A 22900-nucleotide genomic window follows, 5' to 3' on the forward strand; every position below is an offset into this window, starting at 1 on the left:
GCCGCCACTGCTGCCCGTGAAAAGGAAGTACCTGCCGCATGACCTGCCACCCAAGAGCGCGACGTACCACTACTTCGCCAAGTGGCGCAACGACGGCACCGACCAGGTGATCCACGACCTGCTGCGCTGGTATCTCCGGGAGAGCAAAGGGCGAAAGGCCGATCCGAGCCTGGTCGTGCTGGACACCCAGAGCGTCCATGCCGCGGCCGGCGTCCCGGCCGCCACGACCGGCAAGGACGTGGCCAAGAAGGTCCCGGGACGCAAACGCGGTCTGGCCGTGGACATATTCGGACTGGTTGTCGCGGCGGTGGTGCTCGCCGCATCAGCGCACGAGAACACCGCGGGAACGGCTCTGCTGGACCGGGTCGCCGCGCGGACCGACGGCACGGTGATGAAAGCGCCGGCCGACCAGAGGTTCAAGAACATGGTCGTCGCCTATGGAGCCGGTCTGGGAATCGACGTGGAGATCGTCGAACGTAACCCCGCAGTCCGGCGACGAGTCTCCGACCAGCTCGTCTTACCCAATCCCAGCGGCGAAAGGGACGTCAACTCGCGAACCGCCCTCTAAAGGAACGCTAGGCGTCCAGGAACTCGTCGATCATCGGGGCCAGCCACTCGGCCCGCTGCGGGATCGAGGTGTGCGTGGTGCCCGGCAGGATCGCCAGCCGGCACTGCGGCAGCCCGGTCAGGTCGCCCGGCACCCCGCCGCCGAGCAGCTTGAACATCTCCACCGCGTGCTCCGGCCGGACGATGTCCGAATCACCCAGCACGATCATCACGGGCGCGGCGACTGCCCGGATCCGGTCGGCGGACCACTGCGGCAGGTCGCCGTCGAGCCGTTTCACCCTGGCCACCAGGGTGGCGAAACCGGCCGGGTCCGGGGCGGTGCGCACGTACTCCTCGTGGAACTCCGAGCCGTGCAGGTGCTCCGGCCGGAGGTCCTGGATGCCGTCCAGCAGGCCCGGGTACAGGCCGCCCTCGTCGAAGCTCACCGACGCCAGGACGAGCCGGCCGACCCGGTCGGCATGGTCGGTGCCGAGCCGCAGCCCGACCGCCGCGCCCATACTCCAGCCGAACACGTCCGCCCGCTCGATACCGAGGTGGTCGAGCAGCGCCACCACGTCGGCGGCGAGGTCCTCCACGGTCAGATCGCGGTCGATGTCCGCGGTGTGCCCGTGCGCCTGCAGTTCCACCGCGAGCACTCGGCGGGTCTTCGCCAGGCACGGCAGGATCGTGCCGAACGACGTGCCGATCCCGGACAGCGCTCCGTGGATCAGGACGACCGGCCGGCCGGCGCCGGTGCCGTGCTCCTCGTAGTACATGTCCAGGCCGTTGACGGGTGCGTAGCTCATGACCATGATCCCTTCTCGAACTCGCTGACACCCACACCGTGCGCCGCCCCGCTTACGGTCGGCTTCCGGCCGGCTTACGGCTTGTAGGGTGGCCCGCATGCGGTTCGGCGTCCTGGGTCCGCTCGCCGTCACCACCGACACCGGCGAGCCGGTAACCGTGCCCGGCGTCAAGGTCCGCGCGCTCCTCGCCGACCTGCTCGCCAATCGCAACCGGGTGGTCTCGGCAGACCGGCTGATCGACGACCTCTGGGGTGACGACCCGCCGGCGAACGCGGCCGGCGCCCTGCAGGTCCGGGTCTCCCAGCTCCGCAAGGCGCTCAACGACGCCGAATCCGGCGCCCGCGACCTGGTCGAGTCCCGCCCGCCCGGTTACCTCCTGCGAGCGACCGCCGACGCGGACCGCTTCGCCGAACTGGCTGCGGCCGGGGACCCGGTCCACCTGACCGAGGCGCTCGGGCTGTGGCGCGGCGAGCCGTACGCGGACTTCGCCGACGAGGAGTACGTCCACGCCGAGGCCATCCGGCTGGCCGAGCAGCGCCTCGTCGTGCTCGAACGCCTCGCCGACGCCCGCCTGGCCCGCGGCGAACACGACCTGGTCGCCGCCGACCTGGCCGACCTGGTCGCCCGGCACCCGCTCCGCGAGGGCCTGCGCGCCCTGCACCTGCGCGCCCTGTACGCGGCCGGCCGCCAGACCGAGGCCCTGGAGAGTTACGCCGACCTGCGCGGCCGCCTCGCCGACGAACTCGGCCTTGACCCCGGCCCGGAACTGGTCGCCCTGCGCCGGCGGATCCTGGCGCAGGACGCCGGCCTGACCGGACCACCCCGGGCGGCCCGGATCCGCAACAGCATCCCGGCCCGCCTGGACGAGCTGGTCGGCCGGGCCGAGGCGCTCACCGAACTGCGCACGCTGATCCCGGAGCGGCGACTGGTCACGCTCACCGGCCCCGGCGGCGTCGGCAAGACCCGGCTGGCCACCGAGGCGGCCCGCGAACAGGCGTACCCGGACGGCGTCCACCTGGTCGAACTCGCCGCGCTCCCGCCCGGCGATCCCGGCGTCGCCGACCGGATCCTCGCCACCCTGGACATCCACGAGACGGCCGGCACCAGCGTCCCGGCCACCGACCGGCTGCTCGCCGCGGTCCGGCAACGGCGGCTGCTCCTCGTGCTGGACAACTGTGAACATGTCATCGAGCCGGCCGCCGGCCTGGTGGCCCGGCTGCTGCGGGACACTCCCGGCGTCACCGTGCTGGCGACCAGCCGGGAACCACTCGGCCTCACCGGCGAACTGGTGTGGGAGGTGCCGCCGCTGGCCGTGCCGGATGACGACCGCGACCCGGACGCGGTCCGCCGGTCCGCCGCGGCCCGGCTGTTCGCCGCCCGCGCCGCCGCCCAGCAGCGCGGCTTCCGGCTGGACGACCGCACCGCGCCGGCCGTCGCGCAGCTCTGCCGCCGCCTGGACGGCCTGCCGCTGGCCCTGGAACTGGCCGCGACCCGGGTCCGCGCGCTCGGCGTCGCCGGCGTGGTGGAGCGCCTCGACGACCGGTTCAAGCTGCTCGCCACCCAGCAGCGGGACATGCCGGCCCGGCAGCGCACCCTGGCCGCGGTGATCGGCTGGAGCTGGGACCTGCTCGACGACGCGGACCGCGAGATCCTGGCCCGGCTCGCGGTGTTCAGCGACGGCTGCACTCTGGACGCGGCCGAGGCGGTCTGCGACGCCGATTTTGATGTGCTGGCCCGGCTGGTCGACCGATCCCTGGTGGTCATGGACGACACCGGGGCCGGCCCGCGCTACCGGCTGCTCGAATCGGTCGCCGCGTTCTGCCTCGACCGTCTTGAGACCGGTCGTCCAGGAGATGCGGCCGTGGTCCGCGCCCGGCACGCCGCGTACTTCACCGGCCTGGCCGAACGCGCCGACCCCGAGCTGCGCGGCCCCGCCCAGGCCGAGTGGTTGTCCAGACTGGACACCGAGAACGCCAACCTGCGGTCGGCGCTCGCGCACGGCGGCGGGCTGCGCCTTGCCAACGCGCTGACCTGGTACTGGTTCCTGCGCGGCCGATTCACCGAGGCCCGCCATGCTCTGACGCTCGATGGCGACATGTCCGCACAGGCCCGGGCCGCGGCCTGGCGGGTAGGGTTCGCGCTGCTGCAGGGCGACCAGATGGAAACCGCGGACATCTCCGCGTACGACGACAGCCGCGGCACCTGGTTCGTGGCCGCCGCGCTGATCGACCGCAGCGAACTGGCCCTGGCGGCCGAGCTGCTGTCCGCCGCTGGAGAATCCGCCGACCGGTGGACCGAGGCGGCCGTGCTGAGCAGCCGGGCCAAACTGGCGCACGCCGACGGTGACCTGGCCGCCCTCGGGCGGGACGGCACCCGCTGCGCGGAGATCTTCGCCGAGCTGGGTGACCGCTGGGGCAGGCTGCAGGCCAGCGACTGGGTGGGTGGCCTGGCCGAGCTGACCGGGGAGTACGACCGGGCCGCCGCCCTGCACCGCGAAGGCCTGGGCTGGGCCGAGGAGTTGTCGCTGTGGCCCGAGGTGAGCAGCAAACTGTCCTGGCTGGCCTGGCTCGCGGTGCAGACCCGCGACTACGTGCAGGCCCGGGAGCTGGCGGAGCGGGCGTACAAGCTGGCGGGCGAGCAGGACTCGGTGGGCGTCGTGGTGTTCGCCGAGCTGAGCCTTGGCTTCGCCGCCCGCCGTGACGGCAGACTGGACGTCGCCACCACTCACCTCGAGCACTTGGCGGAGCTGGCCCGCCGGGACGCGCAGCCGGCGCTCTTCCTGCCGATGGTGCTGGTCGAGCTGGGGTACGCGGCAGAACAGGGCGGCGACCCGGCGACCGGGCTGGCCCGGCACGTCGAGGCGTTCGACGTGGCGCAGGCGATGGGTGCCCCGCGGGACGCGATCGGCGCGCTCGAAGGCATCGCATCGGCCGCCGCCTACTCCGTGCCGGAGGTCGCCGCCCGATTGCTCGGCGCCGCGGCCGCCGCCCGGCGGGCCGCCGAGTTCGCCGCCGCGCCCACCGAGCGGGACGAACTGGAACGGATCACCGACCGCCTGATCGCCGCGCTCGGCCGGGAGCGGTTCGACGCGCTGGTCGCCGCCGGACGCGACCTGAGTCCGGGCGAGGGCCGGGCTCTGGTCTGATCGGGGTCTACTGCGCCCGGCGGTATGACGCGATGATCACGCCGCTCTTCAGCACCCTGGTGTCGGCCAGCGCCAGCGTCGCCTTCACGTCGGCCAGCGGCGTGGTCACCGTGTCCCCACCGGCGAACACCGGGTGGATCCAGAACCGGGCCTCGTCCAGCAGGCCGGCCTTGAGCAGGGTGTGCGCGACCGGGCCGTACCCGTACATCAGGATGTCCTTGCCGTCCTGGGCCTTGAGCTTCGTGACCTCCTCGACCAGATCGCCCTTCAGAACCGTGGTGTTGTTCCACTTCGGGTCGGTCAGGGTGGTCGAGGCGACGTACTTGCGGATGCTGTTCATCTCAGCGGCGCCGCTGTCCTCGGTCTCCTCCACCTGCGGCCACGCGGTGGCGAAACCCTCGTAGGTGCGGCGCCCCATCAGCAGAGCGTCCGCGGCCCGCATCTGCTCGCCGGCGTACGCGGTGGCCTCTTCGTCGAAGAACGGCGTGGTCCACTCCGGGTTCTCGATGACACCGTCGAGGGTGATGTAGGTCGAGGCGATGACCTTGCGCATGACTTCCTCCTGGGGCGTGTGCTCGCTGGTTACGGCCTGAACTCTGCCAATCCGCGCTTACGGTTTGCTTCAGGTGCCCTTACCTCCCCCCGCACGACCGCGAGCTGCTCTGCGGCGGACTGCTGAGAGGAGACGCCGCATGCCGACCACGTGCCCGCCCGTCCCGATCACGAGCCGTCGATAGAGACCGCGCCGCCGGCCTGCCGGTCGTTCCCAGGCTGGGGATTCCCGCCGGTGACCCGGCCCGGCGCTCCACCGGTCTGGGCCGCGCGATGAGCCTCGAAGGTGGTGTCCCAGGCGTGCTTCGGGACTGGCGCACACCGGCCGGGAACGATCCATATGCGGGTTTCGCTGAAGGGTGCAAGCCTCGTCGGACGACCTGGAAGGCGAAATGACGTGAGTGAGACTGCGCTTCGGCCGAACGAGACGACGGTGCCGTTGATGCCGTGCGCGTCGGTGGAGAATACCTTGGCGTTCTATGAGGCGCTGGGGTTCGAAGCCACCTACAAACAGAGCAAGCCCTATGTCTATCTGGCGCTGCGGTTGAGCGGATTCCAACTGCACTTCGGCCCGGAGCCCAAGGGGCTGGATCCGGCCCGGGAGGAGTCCGGAGGTTGCCTGGTCATGGTCGACGCCGTGGCGCCGTACCACGCGGCGTTCGTCGGGGCGATGCGCCGGGTCTACGGAAAGGTGCTGAGTTCCGGCCTTCCGCGGATCACCCGCTACCGGCCGGGCGCGTCCCGGTTCACGCTGATGGATCCGTCCGGGAACTCGATCATATTCATCCAGCGCGACGAGCCGGTCGAAGTGGAGTACGGCGGCTCGAAGGAGCTGACGGGCCTGGCCAGGGCACTCGACAACGTCCGGATCCTGCGCGAGTTCAAGAACGATGATCTGCAGGCTTTCCGTGCGCTCAAGTCCGCGCTGCGCAGGCACGGCGCGGACGCTCCGGTGGTCGAGCGGGGCATCGCCCTGTGCCACCTCATCGACCTGGCCGTGATCCTCGGCGAGCCCACCGATCCGTGGGCCGCCGACTTGCGCGCTCTGGAGCTCAGCACCGACGACAGGCGGCGCATCGAGTCGGAACTCGGGCATCTCCCCGGACTGCGGGAGTGGCTTCCCTGAAGAGCACAGGCCTCCACGATGACAGAGGGCACGCGGGCAGACGCGCGACGGGCATTCTCCCAACCTGCGGAGAAGGAGTTCGTCCAGGTGTGGCGGGCGGCCGTCGAGCCCCTCGACCCGGAGCCCCGCTATCGATCGCCGCCCTGCGCGACGGCGAGACCCTGGTGAACAGCGTCAGCCCTGCTTCGAGACCTCCCGGGAAAGGCGGATCCTCCCGTTCGGCGGCCAGATGGTCACATGCGGCCCGTCACAGCGCGTCGTACTGGTCGTGGCGGGCATACAGCTCGGTCCATTCCTGCTGCGTGAGCTGTCGGCCGGAGGCGACGATCTCGGCGAGTTCCTCGAAATACGCCTCCCGGGGCGCTCCCGGTGCGAACAGCACCAGCATCGACGCGGGTGCGCCCGAGTTGTTGCTGAAGGCGTGCACCCCGCCCGGTGGCACATACAGGAAGTCGCCTGGTGTGGTGTCCAGCCACCGTTCCCCGTTGTACAGCGAGACGGTGCCCTCCAGGATGAAAAACGACTCGGAGATGGTCCGGTGGAAATGGGTGCCGGGGCCGTTCGGGATCGCCGCCATGTCCCAGCGGTACAGACCGAACCGGCCCGCGGTCGTTGCTCCGGTCGCGAGATAGCCGACCTGGGACTTGACCCCGATCGTGAGGTCCGGCCGCGTGTCGGCAGGCCGGTAGACCGCGCTGGCGGCACCATGATCGGCGAAGTACTGCGGTGGCGGATAGGACATCGGTGTGCTCACCCCGAGCGGTAGATCATTTGCGGCTGACCGCATGATCCTACGAAGTCGCAGCGGCCCATCAAAGATCTAATTCTTGCCTGTTCCATTGGGCCAATCCTGGCGCGAGCGGAGGTCACGACCACCACAGCCCAGGCTGCTCCTGGGCGGTGTCGTCCGCTACGGCCGGATCGGCCGCTTTCCGCAGTCGCGGCCGGGCGCGGGTTGCCTTGACGCCAGTGACAGGGTTCTAGCTTGGCTGCGACAACCGGGTGGCGGAGGTCGCCAGCTGGCATGGCAGGCGACCGGCCGTTCATCGCGTCGGCCGGCCGGAGGAGTAATGATGAAGTTCGGAATCAGCTACAGCACGCCCTACCACGGCATCGACCCCGACAAGATCGTGGCCTACGCCCAGCATGCCGAGGACTGCGGCTTCGAGTCGCTGTATGTTCCCGAGCACATCGCGCTGTACCCCGGTGCGATGGTCGGCCGCTTCGAGCTCCCGCCGTCGCTGCCTTACTTCGATCCGCTCGATTGCTTGAGCTTCGTCGCCGCGGCTACCCACCGGATCCTGCTCGGGACGGGTGTGCTGCTGCTGCCGTACCACCATCCGGTGGTCCTCGCCAAGCGTCTGGCGACCATCGACGTGCTGTCCAAGGGGCGGATGCGGTTGCTGACCGCGGGGCTCGGTGCCCTGCCCGGTGAGGCTCGGGCGGTGGGGGTCGACTTCAGCACCCGCGGCCGTCGTGCCGACGAGGCAATCGACGTGATGCGGCTGCTCTGGGCCGGCGGCCAGGACGGTGTCAGCTTCGACGGGGAGTTCTTCACCTTCGATGACCTGTGCCAGTTCCCAAAGCCCTATGGGGTCACCCACCTGCCGATCCACATCGGCGGGTCGAGCCGGGCGGCCGCACGCCGCGCCGGACGACGCGGCGACGGCTACTTCCCTGGCGGCGCGCTCGATCCGAACGAGCGCGCCATCCAGATGGACCTCGCCCGATCGACCGCCATCGAAGCCGGCCGCAACCCGGAAACGCTGGAGTACACGCGATCGGGGCCGATCGACATGACCGTCGATCAGGTGGAGGAATTCGCCGCTCAAGGCGTGACCCGCATCGTCGTGAGTGCCACCGCCACCGAATCCGACCGGCAGCGCGAGGAGATGTCCGCATTCGCCCAGCGGTTCGCTCTCCTCGAACACCTCCCAAGCTAGGGCCTGTTCTTCGACCGGAGCCGTCATCGGACGCCCCAAGAGACAGGCTCATCGCAGGAACTTCGTGCCAACCGCTCCGTCCAGGCGAGCCAGTATCCGGGGCAGCAACGAGTTCAATGCCTCACCGGATGCCTCGTCGGTGACGGCGGTCAGGCCCCAGCCGTTCGAGATCGTGTACACCACCTGCCCCTCACTGCTTCGGTACTCCGTCGAGTCCGGTTTATGGTTGTATTTGTATGCGAGTGAGGCGTTGCCCAAAGGTGAGATGGAATGCCGGGTGAACGTCCAAAGACCATCGGATCCGTACTCTCCGAAACGAGGGCCGGAAAGTAGTTTTTCACCCAGACTTTTCGGTGGCGGGTCGTCGGGCGGAGCATCCTGGCGGATTTGTTGCACATTCGGGCGAGCAGCACTCTTCCTCTTTGATTTCGACATGCGCTGCTCTCGTCAGAGGGGCCTGCGGCTGGAGTCTCTCGCGTGTCCCTGCCACGACATCGCGGAAAGTATCGCCCGCATTACAGCCGGGAAGCTGTGGCCCTGTCCGGACGTCTGCCACTGATCATGAGCGGCATGCTCGCGAGCACGCCGGCATCAGCGGGGTGAAGTCGCCGGGTGGCTCGGCATGCAGGACGGCGGCGTCAGCCGCAGCGTCCGAACATCTGCACGTAGGTCGCGGCCGGGGTGATGGACCCGGCGGCTGGATCCGCGCTTCCCCAGACCGCTTTGGTGTACAGCTCGGTGTAAGCCGGGTTGAGGATGGTGTCGCGGTGTGGCTTGCTGTTCATCCACCAGGTGACAGCCGCCCGCGGCGTGACAGAAGAGGTTCCCCACCCCGCGTAGGTGTTCTCGCCGACGGAGAACGAGGCGCAGCGGCGACCGTAGCCCACCGCCTGGGCACGGCTCAGCGGGGTCGAGCCGGTCTGCGGGTTGATGTGCGGGTCGCACTGGCCGGGGTTGCCCTGCACGGGGCGGCAGTTCTTACCCGGCTCCACCTTTCCCCACCAGCGCAGTCTGACGGCGTCCGCGGCGTGCCTGGCCGCGGCGGCGCCGAGTGTGGGGGCACCGTTCTTGCCCAGCGAGAGGTATTTCTTCAGCGGCTTCAGGCCGGTCCGTTCGGCGTTGACGAGACACAGAACCGCTGTCTCGATGGTGGTCGCCTGCGCCCTGAAGTCGTAACGTCCCCGGTTGGTGTCGGGGAACGCGGACTGGGGCCGGTAGACGACGTCGATGTTCGCGCAGGCTCCGGCGCCTTTCAACGGGGCGGACGCGGCGGCTGCCGGCTGTGCCAGTGAAACGGCGCCGGTCAGGCTCAGCAGGAGGGTGCCGGTCACGGCGACGGCGGCCTGCCGGCGGCGTGACACGGGGTTATCGGGTCGCGGCTGCTTGCGGGAGAGGTGTAGGAGGCTGCTCATGGGGGACTCCTCGGCGTCGGTGTCCTTCAGTGATAAGCCGAGGGCCTTACAGGTGCCTTGCGGCGCCCTTGAATGTATTTTTCGCCATATTTCAGGGTGTGGCGGGTCGAACAGGACGAGACCGGTCTCGGCCATCAATCCGGCTCCAGCCGTTCGGGCATGCTTCAATGACCAGACATGATCCCAAGGAAGCTGATGGCGGCCGCCCTGGTGGTCGTGACGGTTCCTCTCCTCGGCGGACAGGCCCAGGCCCGGACATCGTCCTCCGCGATCTCGGTGATGAGCTGGAACGTCTGCGCGGGCACCAACGCCGGTTGCTTCCTCTACGGCAGGAGCATGCGGGAGGTGGCCGCGAAGGTCGGCTGGTACGCGACCACCCAGCCGATCAAGCCAGATGTGATCTTCCTGCAGGAGTTCTGCTCGGGTGGGACGGCCACGCTGGAGAGCCTGCTGGAGCAGCAGACCGGGCGCGCCTGGACGGTGCGCTCGTCGATCCTCACCTGGAAGGACGGCTCGCCGAAGGTCTGCGCCCCTGACCGGCAGGGACACCCGCGGGGCGATATCGCCGTCACCGTCGCGGTCGCCGACCACGCGGCCACCTTCCAGGACCACGGGCTGACCTCCCCGCCGTGGTACGTCAAGCGCATGGCGCTCTGCGCCGCGATCCCGGCCAGGAGGGTCAACGTCTGCGGCACCCACCTCAGCGCCGGCCTGTCCTACGACGACAGGGAGCCCGGCGCGCCCTTCCGGAAGAGGCAGGTCGAGGAGTTGCTGGCGGTGGCGGCCAAGCCCGGCTACCGTGCCGTCTTCGGCGGGGACCTCAACCTGGCCCCGCCGGACAGCGGGCAGAGCACCGCCGTGAAGAGACGCATCCTGGCGCCCGTCTACGCGGCCTACGCCGAGTGTGACCAGAACGGCGACCGCGACGGACGGTGGACCGAGAAGCACGTCCGCGAGGACGGCGGCGTCTCGAAGCGCAAGCTCGACTACCTCTTCGCTCCCAGGGGAAGCGTGACCCGGTGTCATGTGGCGCAGAGTGCCGCCTCCTCCGACCACAAGCCCATCTACGTCAGGGCCAAGCTCGGCTGACCCCCTGCGTACGGCGAAGGCCCGGCCGGGCCTTCGGCTTACGAGCGGGGACGGGACCTGGCAGCCGCGCGAGTCCGCCCTCCGTCCTCACAACCAGGAGCTGACCGCGGCGACCAGGGAGACCACCAGGATGACCGCCCCGACGGTCAGGAACAGCACGCTGTGGAGCACGCCCTTGCCGCCCACCCCGTCCAGACGGGCGCGCTGGGGTCGCTCGGGGTCGTAGACCACCATGACCTGCTGGCCCGGACGGGCCGGCGGCGGGTTGGAGCCCAGATCCGACTCGGTCTCCACCACGGAGCCCTGCACCGTCTGGAACTGCAGCGTGGGGTAGTACACGCCGCTGTCGTTGCCGTTGCTGCTGGACCAGCGCAGTCCCACGACGATGCCCGGCACCCGCACCCCGTGCCGCCGCAGCCGCTGCCCGACAGTGAGCACACGGACGCCGATCCCGGCGAACACCGCTCCGAACACGATTCCAAACAATGGCACGATGCTCATGTCCACCGCCTCCTTCTCATCCCGTTCGAGGGCCTGCACCGCGCCGAGCCGCTGCGGCTCAGGAGCACCGTGGATGAGGCTAGAGGCCGACACTGGAGAACGACTTGTAGATCATTGGGACGCCCCGGCCGCGCACCCGAACGGAGCATCGCGGTCCGTTCAGCGGTCGTCCACGCGGCGGTGTGGTGGTGTCACGGCCGCGTTGGCGAGGCGGGTGGACAGTTTGCGGAGGTGCCGGGCGAGTTCCGGGGGTGACTCGACCTCGAAGTCGACGTCGAGCATGCCCACCGTGAACACGACGAGGTCGAACGAGTCCGAGGCGATTTCCAGCAGGCAGGTGTGGTCGTCGAGAGGGGTCACGATTCCGCTGACGCGTCCGGCGATGTCCGGTGCGGGGGCGTGCACCCGCAACCGGGCGCGGAGCGGCCACATCTCGAAGCCCATCGTTCTGCACAGGTAGGCCGCCACGTCACCGTCGGGCGGTTCACGGTGGGCGAACCGGGGACCGTTGGGCGTTCGCAGGGACATCCGGTCGACCCGGAAGGTGCGCCAGTCCTTCCGTTCGACGTCCCAGCCGACCAGGTACCACTTCCGCCCCCAGCAGACGAGACGATGTGGCTCGACGTCGCGGCGGGACTCGGCCCCGTGGTGGCTGACGTAGTCGAAACGCAGCACCTCGGCGGCTCGGATCGCGGTCGAGATCTCGGTGAGCACCGCCGCCTGCACGGTGGGCCCGCCCTTGGACGGCATCGCGACCACCGCGCTTCTCAGCGCGGTGACCCGGTGCCGCAACCGGGAGGGCAGCATCTGCTCGACCTTGGTCAGGGCGCGCAGCGAAGCCTCCTCGATCCCCGCCACACTGTGCAGCCCGACCGTGACCGCCACCGCCTCCTCGTCGTCCAGCAACAGCGGGGGCAGCGAGGCGCCGGCTCCAAGCCGGTAACCGCCGACCGGTCCCATCGAGGCGTGGATCGAATACCCCAGCTCACGGAGCCTGTCGACATCGCGCCGTACCGTCCTGGTGGTGACTCCCAGCCGCTCGGCGAGTTCCGTGCCGGACCAGTCGCGATGCGTCTGCAGCAGCGACAGCAGCCGCAGCAGTCGGGCGGGTGTTTCCAACATTCGTCCACTATCGCTCCTGTGTAGGAACGGAGCTGTCCTACACAGGGCGGAGGGTGGGCGGCATGAGCACAGAAACGCCCTTCCGCATCGATATCCCGCAGGCAGAACTCGACGATCTGCGGGACCGGCTGGCCCGTACCCGCTGGCCGGACGAACTGCCCGGCGTCGGCTGGTCCTACGGGGTGAACAAGGACCACCTCATCGAGCTGGTCGAGTACTGGCGCACCGGCTACGACTGGCGGGAGCACGAGGCCCGCCTCAACAAGGTCCCGCAGTTCACCACGGAGATCGACGGGCAGAACATCCATTTCCTGCACGTACGCTCGCCCGAGCCGGACGCCACCCCGCTGATCATCACTCACGGGTGGCCGAGCACGGTGTACGACTTCCTGGACATCCTCGGGCCGCTGACCGACCCGCGGTCACACGGCGGGGACCCGGCGGACGCCTTCCACGTCGTGGTCCCGTCACTGCCGGGTTTCGCGTTCTCCGGGCCGACGCGGGAGACCGGCTGGGGGATCAACCGCACCGCGCGGGCCTGGGCCGAGCTGATGCGACGGCTGGGATACCACCGCTACGGCACCCAGGGCGGCGACTACGGCAGCATCATCTCCCCGGCGATCGGCCGGGCGGACCGGGAGCACGTCATCGGCGTCCATGTCAACGCGCTGGCCAACGCCGCGACAGCGGTCGATCCCAGCGAGCTGGACGCGCTCTCCGCGGCGGACCGGGAGCAGGCCGGGCAGAACCAGAGGTGGTGGTACGGCCGCTCCGGCTACGCCACCCAGATGGCCAACCGGCCGCAGACCCTGGCGTACGCGCTCAACGACTCCCCGGCCGGTCAGCTCGCGTGGAACCTGGAATGGTTCGTGGACTGGGACCCCGCCCGGACCGAGCAGACCCCCGTCGACCGCGACGTCATCCTGACCGACGTCACGATCTTCTGGCTGACCGCGACCGCGGGATCGGCCGCTCGGCTCTACCGTGAGGCCGGACCGGAGTCGTGGGGCCCACGTCCCGAGCCCGCACCGGTCCCGACGGGTGTGGCGAACTTCCCCGGCGACCGGGCGATCCGCGGGCTGGCGGAGTTGTCGAACACGATCACCCACTGGTCGCGGCACTCCCGCGGCGGCCACTTCGCCTCACTCCAGGCCCCGGACCTGCTGGTCTCGGACATCCGGCAGTTCTTCCGGACAGTACGACCGCGGTAGCCGGAGGCGTGGCGGTGGCTCAACCTCCAGGCCGGAAATATCGGGTCTTCGGGGTGGACGTCACGGATCGATCGCGATCGATGGAGATGTGGGCTTTCCTGACGGTCCCCGGGTGACATTGAGGAAGTGGAGGATTCCTCGGGACTGATGCGGGACGGGGTACGGGCCCGGATCGCCGCGCTGGCCCGGGCCGCGGGCGGCGGAGCCCACCGCTGGTCGTCGCCTGTCCTGCTGGGCGTGCTGGCGGCGGGTGCGTTCGGGCCGCTGATCACCGCGGGCATGGGCGGTGCGGCCCTGGTCAGCGCGGCGGTCGGCGCGGTGACGGCGGTCGGCGGGAACGTGCTGACCGACATCGTGAAGGCCGGAGTCCAACGGCTCGGTGACAGGCCCTCGCCGCAGGACCTCGCCACCGAACTGGAGCGGGGCGTCCAGCAGGTGCTGGAGGAGGGTGGCCACCGGGCGGAGACACTGCGCACGGAGATCGCGGGCGTCCTTCGCGAGATCGACGCGGTCGGCGTCGCGGTCGAGGAGGCGGTGCGGTCGGGCGACCGCGACCTCCAGGCGGCCCTGGCGGCAGGCCTCGCCGCGCTCGGCACCGAGTTCGCCGAGTTCGGGTTCGTGCCGGCCGAACTGGACGAGCGGCTGCGGCTGATCCGCGAGTCGGTGGACCGGCAGAGCGCCGATCTCCAAATGGCGGTCGGTCTTCAGTACCGGCAGGCCACCGACACCCGCCTGCTGCTGGAACAGGTCTCCGTGATCGAGCGCCGGACCCGCTCGGACCGCGTGGACGGCTACCCGGTGCGCTGGACGCACGGCTCGCCCTACCGGGGGCTGCTGCCGTTCGGAGAGTCCGAATCGGAGGTGTTCCACGGCCGCGAGGAGATCACCGCCGAGCTGGTCAGCACCCTGTCGCAGCGGCTGACCGGCCCGGGGCTGGTCGTGGTGACCGGAGCCTCGGGCGCGGGCAAGTCGTCGCTGCTGCGCGCGGGCCTGGTCCCGGCGATCGGCCGTGGCGAGCTGTCCGAGGAGACGCGTGACTGGCCGCTGTACGTCATCGACCAGCCGACGCGATCCCCGCTCTCCCGGCTGGCCACGCTGCTGGCCGGACTGGCCGGGCTCGACGCCCCGTCGGTCCTGCGGAGCCTGACCGACGATCCGCGGCACGCCCACCTGCTGGTGCGGCAGGCGCTGGAGGTGAACGCCCGGCGCGAGGACCGGCCGGTCCCCGCCCGGCTGGTACTGATCATCGACCAGTTCGAGGAGATCTTCTCTCTCGGCGGTGACATCGCGGAGCGGTCGGCCTTCCTCACCGCGCTGGACGCGATCACCGAACCCGCCGCCGCCCTGGTGATCCTCGCGGTGCGCGGTGACTTCGTCGACCGTTGCGCGGCCCATCCGCTGCTGGCCGCCGCGCTCCGGCGCGGTCCGTTCATCGTGGGCCCGATGAGCGGCACCGAACTGCGGCGCGCCATCACCGGACCCGCGGACGCCGCCGGGCTCACCATCGAACCCGGCCTGGTCGACGTCATTCTCGCCGAGCTGGGCTCTCCCTCGGACGGGTACGACATCGGAGTCCTCCCGCTGCTCTCCCAGGCCATGCTGACGATCTGGGAGCACCGGGAGGACGACCGGCTCACCAGCCGGGGCTACGCCAAGACCGGGGGAGTACGCCGCGCGGTCGCCACCAGCGCCGAGGAGGCCTACGCCGGCCTCTCGCCCGCACAACGTGAGCTGGCCCGTGATCTGTTGCGGAGCCTCACCCTCGTCGGCCGTGACGGTGTGCTCGCCCGCCGTCCGATCCCGCGTACCGCATCGCAGGACGTCGCCGGCGTCCTGGAGGTCTTCTCCCGGCGCCGTCTGGTCGTCCTCGACGCCGACAGCGCGCAGCTCGCCCATGACGTGCTCCTGCACGCCTGGCCTCGGCTGCGTGACTGGCTGGAGGGCGACCTGTCGAGCTTCGCCCTCTACGGCAGGTTCACCGCCGACGCCGAGGAATGGGCGTCCAGCGACCGCGACCCGTCCTTCCTCTACCGGGGCACCCAGCTGGCCGCCGTCCATGCCGCCAGGCCGAGCTGGACGTCCGAGGCCCATGCGCTGGGCGAGGTCGCCACCGAGTTCCTCGCCGCCGCCGACGCCACCAGGCGCCGGACCGTGCTGGTACGCCGAGCCCTGGCGGTCACCGCCGCCGTGCTGGTGGCGGTGATCGCCCTGACCACCCTGGTCGCCGTCCGGGCGGCCGAGGTGGCCGAGCACGAGCAGACCCTCGCCACCGCCCGTCTGCTCGCCTCCCAGAGCGAGCTCCTCGGCGCCGCCGACCCCGCCCTCTCCGCCCGCCTCGCCGCGGCCGCCTACCGGACCGCCCCGATCCCGGAGACGGAACTCGGCCTCCTCAACGTCCACCGCCGCCCCTACCGGGGGAAGCTGCCCGAGCAGAAGGACAGGATCACCGCCTTCGCCTACGCTCCCGACGGGAAGGTCCTGGTCATCGCCGTCAACGACGGCACGGTCCGCTTCTGGGACACCGCGACCCGGCGTCCCTCGGGCACCGGACTGTCCGGACCGGTCGTCGATGAGCTGGCGATCAGCCCCGATGGCAGGACGCTCGCGCTGGCGATCGGGAACGGGATCTGGCTGTTCGACATGGCGACCCATGAATCGCTCGGGGATGCGGGAATCCCCATCGGTTCGGCCATTGACCTGGCCTTCAGCCGTGACGGCAGGACACTGGCGGCGGCGACGCCCTCTCAGGTCGTGTTCTGGGATCTTGAGCGAAAAAGAATCGACACTCGTTTCGACGCCATCGCCGGTGTCTTCGCCAAAGAGGTCATCTTCAGCGGGGACGGTGTCCACCTGGCCGTCGTGGGCGCTCCCTCGGGATCGGTCGCCGTCTGGAGAATGAAGGACCTGCGCAGGGTCGCGGTGATCGCCGGCAGCGAGGCCGCTTTCAGTCCCGACGGCGAACACCTGGCGGTGGGCAGGTTGGAGGGACCGGTCCGCGTTCATGAGGCGAGGACGGGCCGAGCGGTCGGCTCCGCGCTCAACGGATTCACCGGAAACCTCGAAGCGGTCAAGTTCAGTCCCGATGGCACCGCGCTTGTCACGACCAGCTGGGACGAGCCCAACGAACCGGACAAGGTCCAGCTCTGGGATGCGGCGAGCGGCAGGCGGAGGGGAAGCCTGCTCACCGCCCCGGCCGGAGACATCGACTCTGTGACCTTCAGCCCGGATGGAGGCACCCTCGCGGGGGTGAATGGGGCCGACGTCCTGTTCTGGGACGCGCGGCACAGCCACACCGACATCATCGAGACCGGGGAGGAGACCAACAGCGCCGTCTTCAGCTCCGACGGAAGAACGCTGGCCACCGCCGGTGTCTCGGCAAGGCTCTGGGACGTCGCGAGCCGCAGGCCGCTCGGACCAGCTTTCCCGGGAAAGCTGGGCGCCGCACTGCCGAGCGTCGCCCTCAGCCCTGACGGAAGGACGCTGGCCGCCTCCGGGAGTGACGGCGCGGTGCTGCTGTGGAGCACGGCCGAGCACAGGCCGCTCGGTGCTCCGCTACGCGGGCACACCGGTGACGTCCGGGCGATCGCCTTCAGTCCCGACGGCCGGACCCTGGTCACCGGCGACGACACCAAAATCCTGCTCTGGGATATGGCGACCAGGACCTTGCGGGCCTCGCTGCCGACCCGGCAGAAGGACCTCGTGTTCGCCGCCGCCTTCAGTCCCGACGGCCGGATGCTGGCCACCGTGAACGCGACCGATGTCCAGTTCTGGGACGTCTCGACGCGCCGGCTCCGGGCGACTCTCGTCTCCACCCATCTGAGCACGATCCGAGCGCTGGCCTTCAGCCCGGACGGGCGGCTGCTGGCCACGGCGAGCCATGACGGCACGGTGCGGCTGTGGGACGTGGCGACGCGGCGTCCGGCGGGCGGCGCCCTGGTCGGGCACAACGATGAGATCTTCGCGCTGGCCTTCAGCCCGGACGGCCGGACCCTCGCCAGCGGCGGCGGGGATCGCTCCGTCCTGCTCTGGGACGTGGCGACCCGCCGGGCCCAGGGCGTCCCGTTGACCGGGCACGGCGACTTCATCTTCTCGATCGCCTTCAGCCCGGACGGCAGGAGGCTGGTGACCGCCGGGCGGGAGGCGAGCGTACGGCTCTGGAACGTGGAAAGGCCGGCCGATCCGCTCGGGTTCGCGTGCTCGGTGGCGGGCGGGTCGCTGTCGGCGGAGGAGTGGGGTCTTTACGCGCCGGGCGAGAGCTACCGACCCGCCTGTGGGTGACACGATGTGCCGGTGATCGCTGACGGCCGATGAGCGATTTCGATAGCCGACCTGTGCGAGCCGGTCGTGGAGCCGCCCCCACGTGATGTCCGCGATACGTGGCAGGAATGAGATCGGCAGCGCCGGCCCCAATGAGATCATCGGCAGAACGATCCTGCGCACCCGCCGGCTCTACCCCGGCAGCCTGCACCGAGCTGGGCTTCCTTGATCATCAGAGTTGGGACCGGCCCCAGAAGATACTTGCTTGCTTGCGCAACCCGATTGTGTCGTACTCTGGCGTCATCACCGGGTACCTGCGTGGAAAGGACGGGCCGATGGGATCACTCAGCCTGGCACACTGGTTGATCGTGGCAGCTGCCGCGGTCTTGTTGTTCGGCGCGAAGAAGCTGCCTGACACCGCGCGTTCGGTAGGCCGATCGCTGCGCATCTTCAAGGCCGAGGTCACGCAGGAAGGCCAGGACCAGGAACCTCCGGCCGCCGTGACCCAGGGGCAGTTGACGGTGGAGGAGCAAGCCAGGCGGCTTGAGGAGCAGGCCGCCCGGCTGCGGGCTCAGTCCGCCGCCGAGTCCAGGGACAAGCCCGTCACCTGACGGCGACCCGGGTTCGTCATGCCTAGACTGGTCCCCCTGCGGGACCAGGTGGACGGGAGAGCGACAGTGGCGACCAGCGGTGCCGATATCGAGGACCCGTCCCCCGAGGTGCTGTCCGAGGCCGCCGCGGCATTCGGGCTGCTGGCCTCGTCCGCGCGGCTGCACATCGTCTGGGCGCTGGCGCAGAGCGAGAGCGATGTGAGCGGGCTCGCGGAACGGGTGGGAGGCGCGTTGCCCGCCGTCAGCCAGCACCTGGCGAAGCTGAAGCTGGCCGGGTTGGTGAAGTCGCGGCGCGAGGGGCGCCGAGTGGTGTACTTGATCGACGACGAGGACGTGGTGGCCACGGTCCAAGGGCTGGTGGGGCGGTTCGCCGAACGGGCGGGCCATCCGGGGTCATTGAGGCGTGTCCGTGGTCTGGGCGCCTGAGGCGCCGACAGCCGCGCCCCAAGATCCGCGGGACGACGGGCTCCCTCTCGCCGCTGTTGCCGAGCTCACCCGGCTGGAGGTGCTGCGGCGGCTGGAAAGCGGCCCCCGCGGGCTGGTGGAGGCCCATGCTGAGGCGCGTCTGCTGCTGCGTGGCGAGAACACCCACCCACCCCGGCGCGTCACCTCCTGGCGGTGGCTGGCACGCAGCCTGCGCGATCCGTTCACGCTGGTGCTGCTCTGTCTCGGGCTGGTGTCCGCGGTCATCGCCTCGTGGGGTGCGGCCTGCGTCATCGTGATCCTCGTCGTTGTCAGCTGCGTGCTGCGGTCCAACGGCGAGTACCGGGCAGACCGTTCGACGGCGGCGCTGCGAAAGCTGGTGGCCACCACGGCGACTGTGCGGCGGCGACTCGACGAGCACGCCACACCCGTGGACAGGGAAGTACCCGTCGACCAGTTGGTGCCGGGCGACGTGATCAAACTGGGCCCCGGGGATCTGGTTCCTGCCGATGTCCGGCTCCTGCGATCCAGCGGGCTGACGATCCACCAGGCGGCGCTGACCGGTGAGTCCGTCCCGGTGGCCAAGCAGGCCATCGACGTTCCCGGCGGGGGAGATCAGGAGCACCTTTGCTGGCACGGCAGCAGCGTGGCCACCGGCAGCGCCCTCGCACTGGTGGTGGCCACCGGAGCCGACACCAGGTTCGCCGGTGCCTACCAGGAGTCCGGGGTCAGGTTGTCGGCCTTCGATGGCTCGGTCAACGGGATCTCCTGGATTCTGGTCCGGCTCATGCTGCTCATCCCGCCCCTCGCCCTCGTGGCCAACGCCGTTTTCCGCGGCCGGGGGCTGGAGGCGCTGCCGTTCGCGGTCGCCGTGGCGGTCGGCTTGACGCCCGAGATGCTGCCCGTCATCGTCACGACCGTACTGGCGAGAGGCTCGGCCGTCCTCGCACGCGGCCAGGGCGTGATCGTCAAACGGCTCTCGGCTCTGCACGATGTGGGTGCGATCGATGTCCTGTGCACGGATAAGACGGGCACTCTCACGCAGGACCGGCCCGTGGTCGACTGCTCGGTGGATCCGGACGGCCGCTCCGATCCCGAGGTGCTGCGCTGGGCCGCTGTCAACAGCTTCTGGACGCTCCACCTGGCCGATCTCCCGACGCCGGATGCCCTGGATGAGGCGATCCTGGCGGCCGAGCAAGATCTCGGCGAGTACGAGGGGGTGGACGCGCTCCCCTTCGATCCTGTGCGCCGCGTCTCGAGCGCGATCGTGCGTCACCCGTCGCGCCCGGCGACGAACCTCCTGGTGGTCAAGGGCGCCGTGGAGAACGTGCTGGAACGCTGCGCCCTCGATCCCGCCGCGAGGCAGCGCGCCCAGCTGACCGCCGAGCAGCTGGCCGACAAGGGGTTGCGCGTGCTCGCCGTCGGACTCGCCTCGTACCACCCCGGCGAGGATCAGGGCCTTGCCCTGGTGGGCTTCGTCGGATTGCTCGACGGGCTCGCGCCGGAGGCGGCGGACGCGCTGGCCCATCTCGCCCGGCGCAGCGTCACGATCAAGGTACTCACGGGTGACCATCCGGCTACCGCGGCTCGTGTCTGCCAGGAGCTGGGGCTGCCCTCCGACACGGTCGTCACCGCGAGCCAGCTCGACGGCCTCTCCGACGCGGCCCTGGCCGAGGTCGCCCAGCGGGCGACCGTTTTCGCGCGCTGCACCCCCGAGCACAAGTCGCGCCTGGTGCGGGCGTTGCGGAGCTCCGGGCACACGATCGGGTTCCTGGGTGACGGCGTCAACGACCTGCCCGCCATGCGTGCCGCCGACGTGGGCATCTGTCCGCGCGACGCGGTCGACGTGACCCGTGAGGCCGCCGACGTGGTGCTGGCCGCGAAGGACCTCACCGCCATCGACCACGCGATCGTCACCGGGCGGCGCAGCACCGGCAACATCGTCACCTACCTGCGGGTCGCCCTGTCCTCCAACGTCGGCAACGTCATCGCGATGCTCTGCGCCGGATTGCTGCTGCCCTTCCTGCCCATGCTTCCCGCGCAGGTCCTGGTGCAGAACCTGTGCTTCGATGCCGCCCAGCTGGCGTTCGCGTTCGACCGGGCCGATCCGGCCGTCCTGCGCCGCCCGTTCCGGTTGCGGCGACGCGACATTCTGCGTTTCATCGCCGTCTTCGGCGCGCTCAACGCCTTTGCCGACCTGGCCACGTTCGCCGTGCTGATGTGGGTCGTACCCGAGGCCGCCCAGGCCACCGGCCAGGCCGCCTTCCACACGGGGTGGTTCATCGAGAACCTGCTCACCCAGGCCCTGGTCATGCTGCTGCTCCGTCCCAGAAGGCGGGTCTCCCGCCCGCTGTGGGCGGCCACCGGCGCGCTGACCGCAGTGGGCTTGCTACTGCCGCTTTCGCCGCTTGCCCCCCTGCTCGGCATGACCGCGCTGCCGATCACCTACCACCTGCTGCTCGCGATCGTGGTCATGCTGTACGGCGGGGCGTTGCTGGTGCTCAGCCGTAGGACAGATTGGAACAGGGATCGTCGTCGGCCGAGCGAGCCTTGCCGTTGAGGGTCGCGGGCGGCGCGGTCGGGCCGGCGGTGCTCGCATAGGTCGTGCCCAGGATGACTGTGATGCCGGCCGCGGTCACGGGCTGGAGTTTCGCGCCTCGAAACACCCGCGCGAGGGTCTGTGCCTGTTCCCGCGCGGCCGGGCCGTACCGGATCATGGTTGATGTGTAGTGCTGGGAAGCGGCGGTGCCAACGGCGGTGACGGTGAATCCGGAGGCCTTGAGCTCGGTGGCGGCGCGGGCGGCCAGGCCGGTGATGGTGGTTCCGTTGTAGAGGGCGAGGCTGATCCCGGTGCCGGAGACCGGAGGGGTCGGCTTCGAGGTCGGCTTGGCCTTGCCGCTGGCGTCGATGCCATCGAGAGTGCGGTCCGCCTTGAGCGCCGCCCACAGCAGGTCGGCCTCGGGTTGCACGATGGCGATCCGGGCGCCCTGATATCGCCAGGGCAGCGTGATGAACTTGGTGTTGTGCAGGTCGATGTCCTTCATCGCCAGTGCGAAGGAGAGCAACTTGTCGGCCGAACCCAGCCCCGGATCGACCGTCATGGAGGCGGCGGCCGCCTCCGCGAGCGGCAGCAGGGTGGCCGGGTCGAGGCCCTGCGCCCGCACCTTCTTGATGAGGCCGGAGATGAAGGCCTGTTGCCGTTTGATCCGGCCGATGTCGGAGCCGTCGCCGATGCCGTGCCTGATACGGACATAATCCAGGGCTTTCTGCCCGGACACCGTCTGCGGGCCCTTGGCGAACAGCAGCCGGCCACGCGCCCCGCGGTTGGGGTTGAGGTCGCCCTGATAGACGTTCTTGGGCAGACAGACCGGCACACCGCCGACGGCTTTGGTGATCTTCGAGAAGCCCTCGAAATCGACCACGATCGTGTGGTCGACCCGCAGGCCGGTCAGTTTCTCCACCGTGTTCTGGGTGCAGGCCGGGTTGCCCTTCGCGGTCGCACCCACTGCGAAGGCGGCGTTGAACATCACGTTGGTCTGCGGCACGGTCCAGGTGCCGTTGGGGAGCCGGCAGCGGGGGATGTCCACCAGCGTGTCACGCGGGATCGACACCGCCACCGCGTGCTTGCCATCGCGGTAGACGTGCACGAGCAGCGCGGTGTCCGAGCGTCCCACATCCCCGCGCCCGCCGCCGAGCCTGCTGTTGTCGCCCGAACGTGAATCCGAGCCCAGCACCAGGATGTTCTGGCCCGCGACGTTCGCCGCAGGCCGATCATCGTCGACGCCTTCCGCGCCGAACGTGTTGATGCTCGCGTTCAGCCGGAGATAGGTCCATCCGGCCACGGCCGCCAGGACGGCGATCAGTGACGCCACCACCAGCACGACGACCGGAACCGGGCTGCGCACACGCCGCCGACGCCGCCGGCGCCGAACGGCCCCGCGTGCCTGACGCCGCCGAACCGGGATGTGTGTGCTCATGCCTACTTCCGCGACCATTGATTATATAGTTGCGCAATATAGCAAGTATTTTGTGGTCGAGGAGCCGGGGGCTGAACATGCGGGCAGGAGTGCAGCAAAGGGCCGTCGCCCTCTTGTTGTGGGCGCTGGTGTGCTTACTCGATCTTTGCGAGTTCGCATGGACGGGCTGAGATGCCGCC

18 protein-coding genes are annotated in these 22900 nt (G+C 70.0%); 10 read left to right on the forward strand and 8 right to left on the reverse strand.

The window, feature by feature from the left end:
- Positions 1–16: 16 nt before the first annotated feature.
- Positions 17–568, forward strand: a complete 552-nt coding sequence (locus tag ABZU75_RS07185) for a transposase (protein WP_355550427.1) — start codon at positions 17–19, stop codon at positions 566–568.
- Positions 569–575: 7 nt separating this feature from the next.
- Here the strand turns inward: ABZU75_RS07185 and ABZU75_RS07190 are convergent, their stop codons facing one another.
- On the reverse strand, positions 576–1352 hold the full coding sequence (locus ABZU75_RS07190; RefSeq protein ID WP_355550429.1) for an alpha/beta fold hydrolase: 777 nt from the start codon (positions 1350–1352) through the stop codon (positions 576–578).
- 97 nt (positions 1353–1449) lie between these two features.
- Between ABZU75_RS07190 and ABZU75_RS07195 the strand changes: the two genes are divergently transcribed.
- A complete protein-coding gene (locus ABZU75_RS07195; RefSeq protein WP_355550431.1) occupies positions 1450–4497 on the forward strand; it encodes a BTAD domain-containing putative transcriptional regulator in 3048 nt (1015 codons plus the stop codon).
- Positions 4498–4504: 7 nt separating this feature from the next.
- Here the strand turns inward: ABZU75_RS07195 and ABZU75_RS07200 are convergent, their stop codons facing one another.
- Positions 4505–5050: a dihydrofolate reductase family protein gene (locus tag ABZU75_RS07200; RefSeq protein ID WP_355550433.1), complete on the reverse strand. Its 546-nt coding sequence runs from the start codon at positions 5048–5050 to the stop codon at positions 4505–4507.
- Between the two features lie 396 nt (positions 5051–5446).
- On the opposite strand from ABZU75_RS07200, the gene ABZU75_RS07205 reads away from it, so the two are divergent.
- Positions 5447–6175 carry a glyoxalase gene (locus tag ABZU75_RS07205; RefSeq protein ID WP_355550435.1) on the forward strand — a complete coding sequence of 243 codons (729 nt, stop codon included), beginning with the start codon at positions 5447–5449 and terminating at the stop codon, positions 6173–6175.
- A gap of 247 nt (positions 6176–6422) precedes the next feature.
- On the opposite strand, the gene ABZU75_RS07210 is transcribed toward ABZU75_RS07205, so the two are convergent.
- Positions 6423–6929: a cupin domain-containing protein gene (locus ABZU75_RS07210; protein WP_355550437.1), complete on the reverse strand. Its 507-nt coding sequence runs from the start codon at positions 6927–6929 to the stop codon at positions 6423–6425.
- A gap of 316 nt (positions 6930–7245) precedes the next feature.
- On the opposite strand from ABZU75_RS07210, the gene ABZU75_RS07215 reads away from it, so the two are divergent.
- Positions 7246–8118: a TIGR03619 family F420-dependent LLM class oxidoreductase gene (locus ABZU75_RS07215; RefSeq protein ID WP_350955727.1), complete on the forward strand. Its 873-nt coding sequence runs from the start codon at positions 7246–7248 to the stop codon at positions 8116–8118.
- 48 nt (positions 8119–8166) lie between these two features.
- On the opposite strand, the gene ABZU75_RS07220 is transcribed toward ABZU75_RS07215, so the two are convergent.
- On the reverse strand, positions 8167–8553 hold the full coding sequence (locus tag ABZU75_RS07220) for a hypothetical protein (protein ID WP_355550440.1): 387 nt from the start codon (positions 8551–8553) through the stop codon (positions 8167–8169).
- Positions 8554–8756: 203 nt separating this feature from the next.
- Positions 8757–9530 (reverse strand): hypothetical protein, encoded by a 774-nt coding sequence (locus ABZU75_RS07225; protein ID WP_355550442.1) that lies wholly within the window; start codon positions 9528–9530, stop codon positions 8757–8759.
- Between the two features lie 177 nt (positions 9531–9707).
- Between ABZU75_RS07225 and ABZU75_RS07230 the strand changes: the two genes are divergently transcribed.
- Positions 9708–10619, forward strand: coding sequence for an endonuclease/exonuclease/phosphatase family protein (locus tag ABZU75_RS07230; protein WP_355550444.1), 912 nt, complete (start codon positions 9708–9710; stop codon positions 10617–10619).
- 87 nt (positions 10620–10706) lie between these two features.
- Here ABZU75_RS07230 and ABZU75_RS07235 read toward each other — a convergent pair whose 3' ends face one another.
- Complete coding sequence (locus tag ABZU75_RS07235; protein WP_355550446.1) at positions 10707–11120, reverse strand: DUF3592 domain-containing protein; 414 nt, start codon at positions 11118–11120, stop codon at positions 10707–10709.
- A gap of 159 nt (positions 11121–11279) precedes the next feature.
- On the reverse strand, positions 11280–12242 hold the full coding sequence (locus ABZU75_RS07240) for a YafY family protein (RefSeq protein ID WP_355550448.1): 963 nt from the start codon (positions 12240–12242) through the stop codon (positions 11280–11282).
- Positions 12243–12304: 62 nt separating this feature from the next.
- Between ABZU75_RS07240 and ABZU75_RS07245 the strand changes: the two genes are divergently transcribed.
- From ABZU75_RS07245 to mgtA, 5 genes are all read left to right on the forward strand, one after another.
- Positions 12305–13453, forward strand: a complete 1149-nt coding sequence (locus ABZU75_RS07245) for an epoxide hydrolase family protein (RefSeq protein ID WP_355550450.1) — start codon at positions 12305–12307, stop codon at positions 13451–13453.
- Between the two features lie 126 nt (positions 13454–13579).
- Entirely contained in the window at positions 13580–17731 is a 4152-nt protein-coding gene (locus ABZU75_RS07250; protein ID WP_355550452.1) for an AAA family ATPase, read from the forward strand.
- A 314-nt stretch (positions 17732–18045) separates the two neighbouring features.
- Complete coding sequence (gene tatA, locus ABZU75_RS07255) at positions 18046–18321, forward strand: Sec-independent protein translocase subunit TatA (protein ID WP_355550454.1); 276 nt, start codon at positions 18046–18048, stop codon at positions 18319–18321.
- 18 nt (positions 18322–18339) lie between these two features.
- On the forward strand, positions 18340–18747 hold the full coding sequence (locus tag ABZU75_RS07260; protein WP_355550456.1) for a metalloregulator ArsR/SmtB family transcription factor: 408 nt from the start codon (positions 18340–18342) through the stop codon (positions 18745–18747).
- Entirely contained in the window at positions 18731–21304 is a 2574-nt protein-coding gene (gene mgtA, locus ABZU75_RS07265; protein WP_355550458.1) for a magnesium-translocating P-type ATPase, read from the forward strand. Before ABZU75_RS07260 ends, mgtA begins: the two co-directional genes overlap by 17 nt.
- On the opposite strand, the gene ABZU75_RS07270 is transcribed toward mgtA, so the two are convergent.
- Positions 21246–22649: an LCP family protein gene (locus ABZU75_RS07270; RefSeq protein ID WP_355550460.1), complete on the reverse strand. Its 1404-nt coding sequence runs from the start codon at positions 22647–22649 to the stop codon at positions 21246–21248. The genes mgtA and ABZU75_RS07270 overlap by 59 nt on opposite strands.
- Positions 22650–22900 lie beyond the last annotated feature (251 nt).

Origin of the sequence: Streptosporangium sp. NPDC005286 (assembly GCF_040607515.1) — a bacterium.
Classification (GTDB): domain Bacteria; phylum Actinomycetota; class Actinomycetes; order Streptosporangiales; family Streptosporangiaceae; genus Streptosporangium.

What these genes read in the sequence shown, in the direction of transcription:
- ABZU75_RS07235 (WP_355550446.1), bottom strand. Translation starts at nt 11,120, where the DNA reads ATGAGCATCGTGCCATTGTTTGGAATCGTGTTCGGAGCGGTGTTCGCC.
- ABZU75_RS07225 (WP_355550442.1), bottom strand. Translation starts at nt 9,530, where the DNA reads ATGAGCAGCCTCCTACACCTCTCCCGCAAGCAGCCGCGACCCGATAAC.
- ABZU75_RS07200 (WP_355550433.1), bottom strand. Translation starts at nt 5,050, where the DNA reads ATGCGCAAGGTCATCGCCTCGACCTACATCACCCTCGACGGTGTCATC.
- ABZU75_RS07220 (WP_355550440.1), bottom strand. Translation starts at nt 8,553, where the DNA reads ATGTCGAAATCAAAGAGGAAGAGTGCTGCTCGCCCGAATGTGCAACAA.
- ABZU75_RS07245 (WP_355550450.1), top strand. Translation starts at nt 12,305, where the DNA reads ATGAGCACAGAAACGCCCTTCCGCATCGATATCCCGCAGGCAGAACTC.
- ABZU75_RS07230 (WP_355550444.1), top strand. Translation starts at nt 9,708, where the DNA reads ATGATCCCAAGGAAGCTGATGGCGGCCGCCCTGGTGGTCGTGACGGTT.
- tatA (WP_355550454.1), top strand. Translation starts at nt 18,046, where the DNA reads ATGGGATCACTCAGCCTGGCACACTGGTTGATCGTGGCAGCTGCCGCG.
- ABZU75_RS07260 (WP_355550456.1), top strand. Translation starts at nt 18,340, where the DNA reads ATGCCTAGACTGGTCCCCCTGCGGGACCAGGTGGACGGGAGAGCGACA.
- ABZU75_RS07195 (WP_355550431.1), top strand. Translation starts at nt 1,450, where the DNA reads ATGCGGTTCGGCGTCCTGGGTCCGCTCGCCGTCACCACCGACACCGGC.
- ABZU75_RS07215 (WP_350955727.1), top strand. Translation starts at nt 7,246, where the DNA reads ATGATGAAGTTCGGAATCAGCTACAGCACGCCCTACCACGGCATCGAC.
- ABZU75_RS07190 (WP_355550429.1), bottom strand. Translation starts at nt 1,352, where the DNA reads ATGAGCTACGCACCCGTCAACGGCCTGGACATGTACTACGAGGAGCAC.
- ABZU75_RS07240 (WP_355550448.1), bottom strand. Translation starts at nt 12,242, where the DNA reads ATGTTGGAAACACCCGCCCGACTGCTGCGGCTGCTGTCGCTGCTGCAG.